Below are 12,575 nucleotides of genomic sequence, written 5' to 3'. Positions count from 1 at the left end.
AGGCATACTCGACGGGTGAGTACGAGTCCCGAGATCCGCACCCTGCCCGTTCCCGATGGCCTGGAGGGCGAGCGCGTCGACGCCGCCATCGCCCGTATGTTCGGGTTTTCCCGTACGAAGGCGGCCGAGCTCGCTGCCGCGGGGAAGGTCCAGGTCGACGGCTCCGTCGTCGGCAAGTCCGAGCGGGTGAGCGGCGGCGCGTGGCTGGAGGTCGAGATGCCGGGCGCGCCCGCGCCCGTGCAGGTCGTGGCCGAGCCCGTCGAGGGCATGGAGATCGTCCACGACGACGACGACATCGTGGTGATCACGAAGCCGATCGGGGTCGCCGCCCACCCCAGCCCCGGCTGGACCGGCACCACCGTGATCGGCGGCCTCGCCGCCGCCGGCTACCGGATCTCCACCTCCGGCGCCGCCGAGCGCCAGGGCATCGTGCACCGGCTCGACGTCGGCACCTCCGGCCTGATGGTGGTCGCCAAGTCCGAGTACGCGTACACCTCGCTCAAGCGCCAGTTCAAGGAGCGCACGGTCGAGAAGCGCTACCACGCGCTGGTCCAGGGCCACCCGGACCCGCTGAGCGGCACCATCGACGCGCCCATCGGCCGGCACCCGAACCACGACTACAAGTGGGCGGTGACCGCCGACGGCAAGCCGTCCGTCACCCACTACGACCTGATCGAGGCGTACCGGGCGGCCTCGCTGCTCGACATCAAGCTGGAGACCGGCCGCACCCACCAGATCCGGGTGCACATGTCCGCCCACCGCCACCCCTGCGTCGGTGACCTCACCTACGGCGCCGACCCGACCATGGCCAAGCGGCTCGGGCTGACCCGTCAGTGGCTGCACGCGGTCCGGCTCGGCTTCGAGCACCCCGGCGACGGGGCGTGGGTCGAGTTCGAGTCCGCCTATCCGGACGACCTGCGCACCGCCCTCGACCGGATCGAGGCCGAGAGCCGGTGAGCGGGGCGTACACCGTCCGCGAGGCCGCGGACGAGGGCGATCTGGAGGCGTGCTTCGCGGTCCGCCGCTAGGTGTTCGTCGAGGAGCAGGGCGTCCCGCGGGAGATCGAGTACGACACGTACGACTCCACCGCCGTCCACGTCCTCGCGGTCGGTGCGGACGGCGTGCCGCTGGGTACCGGCCGGCTGCTGCACGGCGCCGACGCGACCGGCAAGACCGGCGCGGGCGCCTCGGTCGGCTCGCTCGGCCGGCTCGCGGTCGCCAAGGCGGCGCGCGGCCTCGGCGTCGGCGCGGCCCTGGTCAGGGCCATCGAGGACGCGGCCCGCGAGCGCGGTCTGGCCGCCGTCGACCTGCACGCCCAGACGCACGCCCTCGGCTTCTACGAGCGGCTGGGGTACGTGGCGTACGGCGGTGAGTTCCTGGACGCGGACCTGCCGCACCGGGCGATGCGGCGGGCGCTGTAACGCCACCCGGAGGCCGACGGCCCGGGCATGGCCGAGGGCCTGGTCCGGTGGGACAGGCCCTGGGGGAACGCCTGGAGCGGGGTCTCCGGTCCGGGCGCCGTGTGCGGGGGCTGCTTCCAGGCGTGGCAGCCGTGCGGCCGCTCGAACGCGGGGCCGGTGCACTGACCGCTCTGGCCTCCGCCGTTTCCGCCGTTGGTGGGCGGGTGCGGTGTCGCCAGTGCTGCCGGGCCGGCGCCGAGCACGCCGGCGACGGCCGGCACCAGTGCCGCCACGCGGCGCCCGATGTGCTGCTTCAGCATGACATCCTCCTGACGAGTGGCCGGAATGTCCCTTTCGGGGTATTCCCTCGATCTTCGAGATGTTCAAGGGGACGCCGTGGACCAGCTCGCTCTGCTGTTCTTGCTGCTGCTCGGGGCGGTGCTCACCGTCCCCCTCGGAGAACGGCTGGGGCTGCCCGCCCCCGTCCTGATGACCCTCCTCGGGATCGTGCTGGCCTTCCTGCCCTTCGTGCCGAACATCGACGTCCCGCCCGAGCTCATCCTCCCGCTGGTGCTGCCGCCGCTGCTCTACGCCTCCGTGCAGCGGACCTCCTGGCGCCAGTTCGCCGCGAACCGGCGGCCGATCCTCCTCCTCGCGGTCGCCCTGGTCTTCGTCACCACGGCCGCCGTGGGCGCCGTCGCGGACGCGCTGGTGCCCGGCATCCCCCTGGCCGCCGCGCTCGCGCTCGGCGCCCTCGTCGCCCCGCCCGACCCGGTCGCGGCGACCGCCGTGGCCGGGTCGCTCGGGCTGCCCCGGCGGCTCGTGTCGATCCTGGAGGGCGAGGGGCTCTTCAACGACGTCACCGCGATCGTGCTCTACCACGTGGCCGTCGCCGCGGTGGTGAGCGGTACGTTCTCCTGGCCGCGGGCGCTGGGCGAGCTGGTCCTCTCGGCGGTGGTGGCGGTCGCGGTCGGCCTCGCCCTCGGCTGGGCCACCGGCAGGCTGATGGGCTTCCTCGGCGACGCCACCCTCAGGACCGGCCTCACCCTCCTCGTCCCCTTCGTCTCCTACGTCCTCGCCGAGGAGCTGCACGGCTCCGGTGTGCTCGCGGTCCTCGTCACCGCGCTCTTCCTCGCCGAGTACGCGGCCGACGCCGACGACGTGCGGGGGCGGCTCGCCGGGCAGACCTTCTGGGAGGTCGTCGACACCCTCGTCACCGGGATCGCCTTCGGCCTCATCGGCCTGGAGCTGATCCACGTCCTGGACGTCGCCGACGGGCGGCCCGGCGAGATGCTGGGCTGGGGCGCGGCGGTCGTCGGCACGGTCGTCGGGGTCCGGCTGCTGTGGTTGCTGCCGGCCACCTGGCTGACGCGGCGGTTGCACGACCGGCGGGACGTCGAGGAGGAGATCCCGACGAGCTGGCGGGAGACCGTCGTCATGTGGTGGTCGGGGATGCGCGGGGTGGCCTCGGTCGCGCTTGCCCTCGCCCTCCCGCAGACCACCGACGACGGCTCGCCCTTCCCTGGCCGGGACGAGCTGGTCTTCATCGCCTTCTGCGTGATCCTCGCGACCCTCGTGGCGCAGGGGCTCACCCTGCCCTGGCTGGTGCGGAGGCTGGGCGTGCGGGCCGACACGGACGCCGAGCGGGCCTTCGAGCGGGAGCTCGCGGTACGGGCGGCCGGGGCCGCCAAGCGTCGCCTCAAGGAGATCGAGGAGGCCGAGGAGCTGCCCGAGGAGATCTCCGAGCGGCTCCGGCGCGCGGCCTTCGACCTCGGGGCGCGGATCAGCCCGGACCTTGCGGACGAGGAGCGGCGGGCCGCGTCCGCCGGGCGCGTCGAGCGGGTGCGGAGGCTCCAGGCGGTCCAGCGGGAGATGATGTCCGCCGCGCGGCACGCCGTTCTCGCGGCGCGCAGCGAGCCGGGCGCCGACCCCGAGGTGGTGGACCGGGTGCTGCGGCAGCTGGACGTCCGCTCGATGCGCTGAGCCGTGGCGCCCCACGGGTCAGGGGCGTTGTCGGCGGCGGGTGGCAGGATGGCGCGCATGGACATCATGCTTTTCCACTCGGTGCACGGGCTGCGCCCGGCCGTCGAGGCCGCCGCCGACCGGCTGCGGGCCGCCGGCCACCAGGTGTGGGTGCCGGACCTCTTCGACGGCTGGACCACCGACTCGGTCGAGGAGGGCATGGCGAAGAAGGACGAGATCGGCTCCGACGAGCTGCTGAAGCGCGCGGTCCTCGCCGCCGCCCCGTACTCGGAGCGCGGGCTCGTCTACGCGGGCTTCTCCTTCGGCGCCTCGGTCGCGCAGACCCTGGCGTTCGGCGACGAGAAGGCGCGCGGGCTGCTGCTTCTGCACGGCACCTCGGACCTCGCGCCGAACGCGTCGGTGGACGCCCTTCCCGTACAGCTGCACGTGGCCGATCCCGACCCGTTCGAGACGGACGACTGGCTGTCCGCCTGGTACCTCCAGATGGGGCGGGCCGGGGCGGACGTGGAGATCCACCGGTACCGGGGCGCCGGGCACGTCTACACGGACCCGGAGCTGCCGGACTGGGACGCGGAGGCGGCCGAGCGGACCTGGGCGATCGCCCTCGACTTCCTCGACGAGCTCGCGGCAGAGGAGTGACGGAGACGGCCCCCGGGGGGGGATTCCCCCGGGGGCCGTTCACTGTGCGCGGACGGGCCGTCAGGCGCGGTACGCGGTCCAGTGCTCGTTCATGCGGGCCACCTGGCCGGAGGTGAACTGGTACATGCAGGCGTCGTACGTGTAGTCCATGAAGTTGTGGATCGGGTCCACGCCGGCCTTGCGGGTGCAGGAGTCACGGCCGGTCGGGCACTCGTACGCCGGGGACTTCTCGGCAGGGGTGTCCGCGACGTAGTCGCCGTTGCCGTTGCAGCCGCCCTGGAAGGTGTGGTAAAGGCCCATCCAGTGGCCGACCTCGTGGGTGGCGGTGTCGCCCTCGTCGTAGTTGGTCGCCGAGCCGCCCGGCAGGGAGGCGTCGAGCAGCACGACACCGTCCATGGACGGGTTGGAGTTGTACGAGGACGGGAAGGTCGCCCAGCCGAGCAGGCCGCCGCTGAGGTTGGCGGTGTAGATGTTCAGCGCGCCGGCGCCGCCCTGGCGGAGGGTCTGCTTCATCTCCTTCTCGGCCGTGGAACCGGACGCCAGGTTGTACCAGGAGGCGTTGTCCGTGTAGGTGGTGGCGGCCAGCGAGAACTGGAAGTTGGTGTTCACGTTGCCGGTGCCCTGGCCGCCGAAGGCCGAGTTGAGCACGTTCATCTGGTTGTTGATCTGGGTGGCGGACAGCTTGCCCGTCGTACCGCTGTGGATGACGTGGAAGTACACCGGGATGGTGACCACGGCGGCGGCGTCGGCCTGGGCGCTGAGGCGGCCGTTGGCCTTGATGGAGGCCAGCTTCTTGCGCAGGTCGTCGTCCATGGCCTTGGCCTGGGCGGCGGTGACCTCGTTGGGCTCGGCGCCGTGGCTGTCGGCACCGCGCTCCTTGCGGGCTCCGGACAGGACGGCCGTGTCGTCGTCGCACTCCTCGGCGGAGGCGCCGGCCAGGGTGGGGGAGGCCTGGGCGACGACGGGGGCGGAGAAGGGTGCCAGGGCCAGGGTTCCGGCCAGAACGGCGGTGCCGAGTACACGACGTGAGGTACGCGGCGATATACGGACAAGAGCACGCACGGGTGACTCCTCGCGGGGGGTGGTGGAGAGGTACTTCCTCGCCACTGCGGGGAGATTACGCGTCCATGTCAGATCTCGTTGAGCAGTGATCAGGCCCAATCATTCATGGGGCAATTGGGGACATCGGGAAGAAATTTTGGCGTCACTTCCGGAGTTTGAGACGCCGACGTAACAAAACCCATGCCAAAGGCGGGTGGTGTGTCCGGATTCGAGCATCCGGGGTCACCACCCGCCGTGGTCGTGTGATCTTCCGTTAACGAAGAAGATCATGGCTGAAAATCGTCGGTCAGATGACCGGCTGGTACACCCGCTCGACGCGCTGCGTTCCACTGCGCGTCCGGTAGGAGCGGGCCCAGGCCGCCGTCGCGGCCGGATCGCGCTTGTCGGAGACCGTGTAGTAGTCCATCTGCGAGCGCTCGGCGGTCACGTCGAGGACGCCGTAGCCGTGGTGGTCCATGTCCACCCACTTCACGTGCCGGTTGGCCGTCCGCACCGCGCCCGCCGCCACCACCGAGAGCGTGCCCGGGGCCACGTTCAGCAGGTCGTCCAGGTTGTCCGAGGTCACCGAGGTGACCACGAACTCGGTGGCCACCGAGGCGGAGAACGGGTACGTGGCCGCCTTCGCCGGCACGTCGTTGGCCCAGGCCATGTGGATGTCGCTGGTCAGGAAGACGGTGTTCCTGATCGCCCGGGAACTCAGGTGCGCAAGGAGCTCCTTGCGGTCGTCGGTGTAGCCGTCCCACTGGTCGACGTTGACCGCGATCCCCTCGGCCGGCAGCCCCATCAGCTCGGCGAGCGGCTCAAGGAGGTAGGCGGGCAGCGCGCCGAAGGCGACCGGCGAGATCATCACCGAGGTGCCGACCAGCTGCCAGGCGGCGTCCGAACCGGCCAGGCCGGACTTCAGCCAGTCGAGCTGCGCGCGGCCCGTGATCGTACGGTCGGAGTCGTCGACCGCGCCGGAACCCGTCTTCGCCGGGGCCGAGCGGAAGGAGCGCAGGTCGAGCAGGTGCAGATCGGCCAGCTTGCCGAAGCGGATCCGGCGGAAGACCGTGCCCTCGGTGGAGGCGCGGACCGGCATCCACTCGAAGTAGGCCCGCTTGGCGGCGGCGACCCGGGCGGCCCAGTCGCCCTCGGTGCCCGGGGTGTGGTTCTCGGCCCCGCCGGTCCAGGCGTCGTTGGCGAACTCGTGGTCGTCCCAGATCGCCACCACCGGGTGGGCCGCGTGCAGCGCCTGGAGGTCCGGGTCCGTCTTGTACCGGCCGTGCCGGACGCGGTAGTCGGCGAGCGACACGATCTCGTGACGCGGCTCGTGCGGACGGACGGTCTCCTTCGCCTCCGGGTAGACCCCGCTCGCGTACTCGTAGATGTAGTCGCCCAGGTGCAGGATCGCGTCCAGGTCGCCGCGGGCGGCGAGGTGGCGGTACGCGGAGAAGTGCCCGGCCTCGTAGTTGGCGCAGGACACCACGCCGAAGCGGACACCCGGCGTGGCGGCGTCGGCGGCCGGGGCGGTACGGGTGCGGCCGGTCGCCGAGACGGTCGCGCCGGCGGTGAAGCGGAAGAAGTAGGAGGTGGCCGGGCGCAGTCCGCGGACGTCGGCCTTGACCGTGTGGTCGGCGGCGGCGGTCGCGGTGGCCGAACCGGAGGCGACGACCCGCGAGAAGGAGCGGTCCTCGGCCACCTCCCAGTCGACCCGGACGTCCGCGCCGAGCCCGGAACCGGGCACGGCCTCGGCGGAGGGGGTGACGCGCGTCCACAACAGGACGCCGTCGGGCAGCGGGTCGCCGGAGGCGACACCGTGCAGGAAGGCGGGCGCCGGGGCGTCCGCGAGGGCCGGAGCGGCCGCACCGAGCAGGGCGGGGGCGACGGCGGTGGCGACGGCGGCGGCCTTGACGACCGTGCGCCGCGTGGGGGCAGGAGATATGGAGTGACTGGTCACGGCCAGTCAGATTACTGACGGGTAGAAAAGGTTGACAGGGAGAAGCGGAAAGTTCTCCGGGGTTTCGCCCGCCGCTCACGACGATTTCCGGACACCCCCTCCCTGCCGCCGGCCCGCCCGGTTCGGCGGCACGGAGAGGGGACGGAGCGGGACTCAGCCGTCCAGGGCCGACGCGAGGGCGGTGTTGAAGGCCTCCACCGTCAGCGGCGGGTTCTGCGAACCCTCCACCGTCAGGGTCTTGCCGTCCATCTTCAGCGTCGGCGTGCCCTTGACCCCGCTCTCGTCGAAGGCCTCGGACATCTTCATCGCCCAGGCGTCGAAGGTGCCGTCCTCGACGTGCTTCTTGAAGGAGGCGTTGCCCTTCAGGGCCGGGACCGTGTCCGCGATCTCAAGGAGGTAGGAGTCCTTCGCGAACTTGTCGTCCTTCTCCTCCGGGTGCCACTGCGCGGAGTAGAGCGCCGCCTTGTACTTCAGGAACGCCTCGGGGCTCACGTCGAGCGCCGCGCCCAGAGCCGACAGGGCGTTCTTCGAGCCCTCGCCCTGGTCGAACTTGTCGATGAAGGTCGCGCCCACGTACTTGAACCTGTACTTGCCGGCCTCGACGTCCTTCTCGACGGTGGGGCCGACCGCCTGCTCGAAGGTCGCGCAGACGGGGCAGCGGGAGTCCTCGTAGATCTCCAGGGTCTTCTTCGCCGAGGCCTTGCCGATGACGACGGTCGTGCCGTTCGCGCCCTCGGTGTTCCTCGGGGCCGTGACCGTCTTCGCGTCGGCCGCGGCCTCCCACGCGCTGGGCTGGTTGGCCTGGACGACGGCGTAGCCGATGCCGCCGGCGACGGCGAGCACCGCCACCGCCGAGACGCCGACGATCAGCTGCCGACGGGCCCGCTCCTTCTTCGCCTGCGCCTCGCGCTCGGCGCGCAGCCGCTCGCGGGCGGCAGCCTTGTTGGCCTGATTGTTGCGTGCACTCATGATCGTGATTCTCCGAGAAGGGTGGGGACGGGGGGCCGTGCGCTCAGGCGAGAGCGAGCGGTCCCCGCGGCGGCCCCCGCCGCCCCACGGAGTGCACGAGGAGACGCGTACGGGACGGGCGCGGCCGGTCCCCGGGACGCCCCGGGCCCGGCACCACCGGCCGGTCCGCGCCCGCGAGGGCGCCGAGCAGCGCCAGCGGCCGGAAGGCCGAGGCCGCCGCCGCGCCGAGCAGCCGCGCCAGCGCGCGCTCGCCGCCGCGCAGCCAGCCCGCCGCCGAGAGCCCGACCAGCACATGGGCGGCGAGCAGCAGCCAGGGCAGCGCCGGGTCGGGGGAGGCGAGCAGCGCGGCGGCCCCGCTCCTGGGCTCCGCGACCCCGGGCAGCGGGGCGCCCACGGCCCCGCCGCACAGCACCTCCACCCCGAAGGACCGCAGCGCGCCGGAGACCGGGCCGCCGGCGGGGCCGTAACAGGCGACCTGTCCGGAGGTGAAGAGCGTGTCGGCGGCCAGCTCCAGCGGGACGAGCAGCCCCGCGATCGGGCCGAAGCCGCGCTCCCGGCCGGCCAGCGCGAACGCCACGGCGAAGACGCCGGCCGCGACCGGCACGACCGTGCCCAACGGCAGCGGCACCCCGGAGAGCAGCACATGGGACGCCACGGACAGCGTCACGACCAGTGCCGTGAAGACCGCCGCCCGCAGCGCCCTCAGCCGCGTCCCTGCCATGTCCATCGTCGGGTGAGTCTGCCACGACCGTCCGTAAGAGGCCGCTAAGGACAGGCTGTGGAGCCGGCGATCGGGGGTGCGGCCCCGGCACCGAAGCGTCTCCGGACACAGGAATGGTGCAAGATTGGTCATGACAAATGCGGACAGGTGTTCCCCCTCGTCCGACGCGCGCCCATGACCGCCACAACCCCTTCCCTGTCACTCGCGCGACGTAGACTTCGACGCTGTCCCCCAGGAATCCAACGTCGGAGGCACCCCCCGTGACCAAGCCGCCCTTCACGCACCTCCACGTCCACACCCAGTACTCCCTGCTGGACGGTGCCGCGCGGCTGAAGGACATGTTCAACGCGTGCAACGAGATGGGCATGACCCATATCGCCATGTCCGACCACGGCAACCTGCACGGTGCGTACGACTTCTTCCACAGCGCCCAGAAGGCGGGCGTGACGCCGATCATCGGCATCGAGGCGTACGTCGCCCCCGAGTCCCGGCGGAACAAGCGCAAGATCCAGTGGGGTCAGCCGCACCAGAAGAAGGACGACGTCTCCGGCTCCGGCGGTTACACCCACAAGACCATCTGGGCGGCGAACAACACCGGACTGCACAACCTCTTCCGGCTCTCCTCCGACGCCTACGCCGAGGGCTGGCTGCAGAAGTGGCCCCGGATGGACAAGGAGACCATCTCCCAGTGGTCGGAGGGCCTGATCGCCTCCACCGGCTGCCCCTCCGGCGAGCTCCAGACCCGGCTGCGCCTCGGCCAGTTCGACGAGGCCCTGAAGGCGGCCTCCGAGTACCAGGACATCTTCGGCAAGGACCGCTACTTCCTGGAGCTGATGGACCACGGCATCGAGATCGAGCGCCGGGTCCGCGACGGCCTCCTGGAGATCGGCAAGAAGCTCGGCATCCCGCCCCTGGTCACCAACGACTCGCACTACACCTACGCGCACGAGGCCACCGCCCACGACGCCCTGCTCTGCATCCAGACCGGCAAGAACCTCTCCGACCCGGACCGCTTCAAGTTCGACGGCACCGGCTACTACCTGAAGTCCACGGACGAGATGTACGCCATCGACTCCTCGGACGCCTGGCAGGAGGGCTGCGCCAACACGCTCCTGGTCGCCGAGCAGATCGACACCACCGGCATGTTCGAGAAGCGCGACCTCATGCCGAAGTTCGACATCCCCGAGGGCTACACCGAGGTCACCTGGTTCCGCGAGGAGACCATGCGGGGCATGCACCGGCGGTTCCCGAACGGGATCCCCGAGGACCGCATGAAGCAGGTCGAGTACGAGATGGACACCATCATCTCGATGGGCTTCCCCGGCTACTTCCTCGTCGTCGCCGACTTCATCATGTGGGCCAAGAAGCAGGGCATCGCCGTGGGCCCCGGCCGAGGCTCCGCGGCCGGCTCGATCGTCGCGTACGCCATGGGCATCACCGACCTCGACCCCATCCCGCACGGCCTGATCTTCGAGCGCTTCCTCAACCCCGAGCGCATCTCGATGCCCGATGTCGACATCGACTTCGACGAGCGCCGGCGCGTCGAGGTGATCCGGTACGTGACCGAGAAGTACGGGGCCGACAAGGTCGCCATGATCGGCACCTACGGCAAGATCAAGGCCAAGAACGCGATCAAGGACTCCGCGCGCGTCCTCGGCTACCCGTACGCCATGGGCGACCGCATCACCAAGGCCATGCCCGCCGACGTCCTCGGCAAGGGCATCGACCTCGACGGCATCACCAACCCCTCCCACCCGCGCTACAGCGAGGCCGGCGAGGTGCGGGCGATGTACGAGAACGAGCCGGACGTGAAGAAGGTCATCGACACCGCCAAGGGCGTCGAGGGCCTGGTCCGCCAGATGGGCGTGCACGCCGCCGGCGTGATCATGTCCAGCGAGCCGATCGTCGACCACGCCCCGATCTGGGTGCGGCACACCGACGGCGTCACCATCACGCAGTGGGACTACCCGCAGTGCGAGTCGCTCGGCCTGCTGAAGATGGACTTCCTCGGCCTGCGCAACCTCACCATCATGGACGACGCCGTCAAGATGGTGAAGGCGAACAAGGGCATCGACCTCGATCTGCTCGCCCTGCCGCTGGACGACCCGAAGACCTTCGAACTGCTCCAGCGCGGCGACACCCTCGGCGTCTTCCAGTTCGACGGCGGCCCCATGCGGTCCCTGCTGCGGCTGATGAAGCCCGACAACTTCGAAGACATCTCCGCCGTGTCCGCGCTCTACCGCCCGGGCCCGATGGGCATGAACTCGCACACCAACTACGCCCTGCGCAAGAACGGCCAGCAGGAGATCACCCCGATCCACCCGGAGCTGGAGGAGCCGCTCAAGGAGGTCCTGGACGTCACCTACGGCCTGATCGTCTACCAGGAGCAGGTGCAGAAGGCCGCCCAGATCATCGCCGGCTACTCGCTCGGCGAGGCCGACATCCTCCGCCGCGTCATGGGCAAGAAGAAGCCCGACGAGCTGGCGAAGAACTTCACCATCTTCCAGGCCGGCGCCAAGAAGAACGGCTACAGCGACGAGGCCATCCAGGCCCTGTGGGACGTCCTGGTCCCCTTCGCCGGCTACGCCTTCAACAAGGCGCACTCCGCCGCGTACGGCCTGGTCTCCTACTGGACCGCCTACCTCAAGGCGAACTACCCCGCCGAGTACATGGCGGGCCTCCTGACCTCGGTCAAGGACGACAAGGACAAGTCCGCGGTCTACCTCAACGAGTGCCGCCGCATGGGCATCAGGGTCCTCCCGCCGAACGTCAACGAGTCCCAGGCGAACTTCGCCGCCCAGGGCGACGACGTCATCCTCTTCGGCCTCACCGCCGTCCGGAACGTCGGCACCAACGTCGTCGAGTCGATCATCAAGAGCCGCAAGGCCAAGGGGAAGTACTCCTCCTTCCCCGACTTCCTCGACAAGGTCGAGGCCGTGGTCTGCAACAAGCGCACCATCGAGTCGCTGATCAAGGCCGGCGCCTTCGACACCATGGGCCACACCCGCAAGGGCCTCGTCGCCCAGCACGAACCCATGATCGACAACGTGGTGGCGGTCAAGCGCAAGGAGGCCGAAGGGCAGTTCGACCTCTTCGGCGGCATGGGTGAGGAGGACAGCAGCGAGCCCGGCTTCGGCCTCGACGTCACCTTCACCGACGACGAGTGGGACAAGACCTACCTCCTCGCGCAGGAGCGCGAGATGCTCGGCCTGTACGTCTCCGACCATCCGCTCTTCGGCCTGGAGCACGTCCTCTCCGACAAGACCGACGCCGGCATCTCCCAGCTCACCGGCGGCGAGCACGCGGACGGCGCGGTCGTCACCATCGGCGGCATCATCTCCGGCCTCCAGCGGAAGATGACCAAGCAGGGCAACGCCTGGGCCATCGCCACCGTCGAGGACCTGGCCGGCTCCATCGAGTGCATGTTCTTCCCCGCCACCTACCAGCTGGTCTCCACCCAGCTCGTCGAGGACGCCGTCGTCTTCGTCAAGGGCCGGCTCGACAAGCGCGAGGACGTCCCCCGTCTGGTCGCCATGGAGCTCCAGGTCCCCGACCTCTCCGCCGCCGGGACCAACGCCCCCGTGATTCTCACCATCCCGGCCCTCAAGGTCACCCCGCCGATGGTGAGCCGCCTCGACGAGATCCTCCGCCACCACAAGGGCAACACCGAGGTGCGGATCAAGCTCCAGGGCCCCCGGAAGACTACTGTGCTCCGCCTCGACCGGCACCGGGTCCAGCCCGATCCCGCCCTCTTCGGCGACCTGAAGGTGCTGCTCGGCCCCTCCTGCCTGGCCGGATAGCACCGGCGTACCGGCCGGACAGGACCGGCGTACGTACGCAAGGGGCGCGCCCGTCGTCACGGGCG

Annotated in this window: 8 protein-coding genes and 1 pseudogene; 5 read left to right on the top strand and 4 right to left on the bottom strand. The window is 70.6% G+C overall.

Features of this window, described 5'->3' with window-relative positions:
- The first annotated feature begins 15 nt into the window (after positions 1 to 15).
- The 4 genes and pseudogenes from QK442_RS00840 to QK442_RS00825 all read left to right on the top strand — a co-directional run bounded on the left by QK442_RS00840 (position 16) and on the right by QK442_RS00825 (position 4,022).
- Positions 16 to 957 (top strand): RluA family pseudouridine synthase, encoded by a 942-nt coding sequence (locus tag QK442_RS00840; RefSeq protein ID WP_282691779.1) that lies wholly within the window; start codon positions 16 to 18, stop codon positions 955 to 957.
- Positions 954 to 1,421: pseudogene (locus QK442_RS00835) on the top strand (GNAT family N-acetyltransferase). Before QK442_RS00840 ends, QK442_RS00835 begins: the two are co-directional and overlap by 4 nt.
- 375 nt (positions 1,422 to 1,796) lie before the next feature.
- Positions 1,797 to 3,383, top strand: a complete 1,587-nt coding sequence (locus tag QK442_RS00830) for a Na+/H+ antiporter (RefSeq protein WP_282691778.1) — start codon at positions 1,797 to 1,799, stop codon at positions 3,381 to 3,383.
- A 57-nt stretch (positions 3,384 to 3,440) separates the two neighbouring features.
- Positions 3,441 to 4,022 (top strand): dienelactone hydrolase family protein, encoded by a 582-nt coding sequence (locus QK442_RS00825; RefSeq protein WP_282691777.1) that lies wholly within the window; start codon positions 3,441 to 3,443, stop codon positions 4,020 to 4,022.
- Between the two features lie 60 nt (positions 4,023 to 4,082).
- Here the strand turns inward: QK442_RS00825 and QK442_RS00820 are convergent, their stop codons facing one another.
- The 4 genes from QK442_RS00820 to QK442_RS00805 all read right to left on the bottom strand — a co-directional run bounded on the left by QK442_RS00820 (position 4,083) and on the right by QK442_RS00805 (position 8,716).
- Positions 4,083 to 5,084 carry a zinc metalloprotease gene (locus QK442_RS00820; protein ID WP_282691776.1) on the bottom strand — a complete coding sequence of 334 codons (1,002 nt, stop codon included), beginning with the start codon at positions 5,082 to 5,084 and terminating at the stop codon, positions 4,083 to 4,085.
- A 286-nt stretch (positions 5,085 to 5,370) separates the two neighbouring features.
- A complete protein-coding gene (locus tag QK442_RS00815; protein WP_282691775.1) occupies positions 5,371 to 7,020 on the bottom strand; it encodes an alkaline phosphatase D family protein in 1,650 nt (549 codons plus the stop codon).
- Positions 7,021 to 7,173: 153 nt separating this feature from the next.
- Positions 7,174 to 7,989, bottom strand: a complete 816-nt coding sequence (locus tag QK442_RS00810) for a DsbA family protein (protein ID WP_282691774.1) — start codon at positions 7,987 to 7,989, stop codon at positions 7,174 to 7,176.
- Positions 7,990 to 8,032: 43 nt separating this feature from the next.
- Positions 8,033 to 8,716: a hypothetical protein gene (locus tag QK442_RS00805; protein WP_282691773.1), complete on the bottom strand. Its 684-nt coding sequence runs from the start codon at positions 8,714 to 8,716 to the stop codon at positions 8,033 to 8,035.
- A 254-nt stretch (positions 8,717 to 8,970) separates the two neighbouring features.
- On the opposite strand from QK442_RS00805, the gene dnaE reads away from it, so the two are divergent.
- On the top strand, positions 8,971 to 12,510 hold the full coding sequence (dnaE, locus tag QK442_RS00800) for a DNA polymerase III subunit alpha (protein WP_282691772.1): 3,540 nt from the start codon (positions 8,971 to 8,973) through the stop codon (positions 12,508 to 12,510).
- Positions 12,511 to 12,575: the final 65 nt, after the last annotated feature.

Origin of the sequence: Streptomyces sp. CC208A, assembly GCF_030010625.1 — a bacterium.
Classification (GTDB): Bacteria; Actinomycetota; Actinomycetes; order Streptomycetales; family Streptomycetaceae; genus Streptomyces.
This window is presented reverse-complemented; position numbering and strand designations above follow the sequence as displayed.

Excerpts from the sequence above, each read along its gene's own strand:
- QK442_RS00805 (WP_282691773.1), bottom strand. The coding sequence starts at position 8,716 with ATGGACATGGCAGGGACGCGGCTGAGGGCGCTGCGGGCGGCGGTCTTC.
- QK442_RS00810 (WP_282691774.1), bottom strand. The coding sequence starts at position 7,989 with ATGAGTGCACGCAACAATCAGGCCAACAAGGCTGCCGCCCGCGAGCGG.
- QK442_RS00825 (WP_282691777.1), top strand. The coding sequence starts at position 3,441 with ATGGACATCATGCTTTTCCACTCGGTGCACGGGCTGCGCCCGGCCGTC.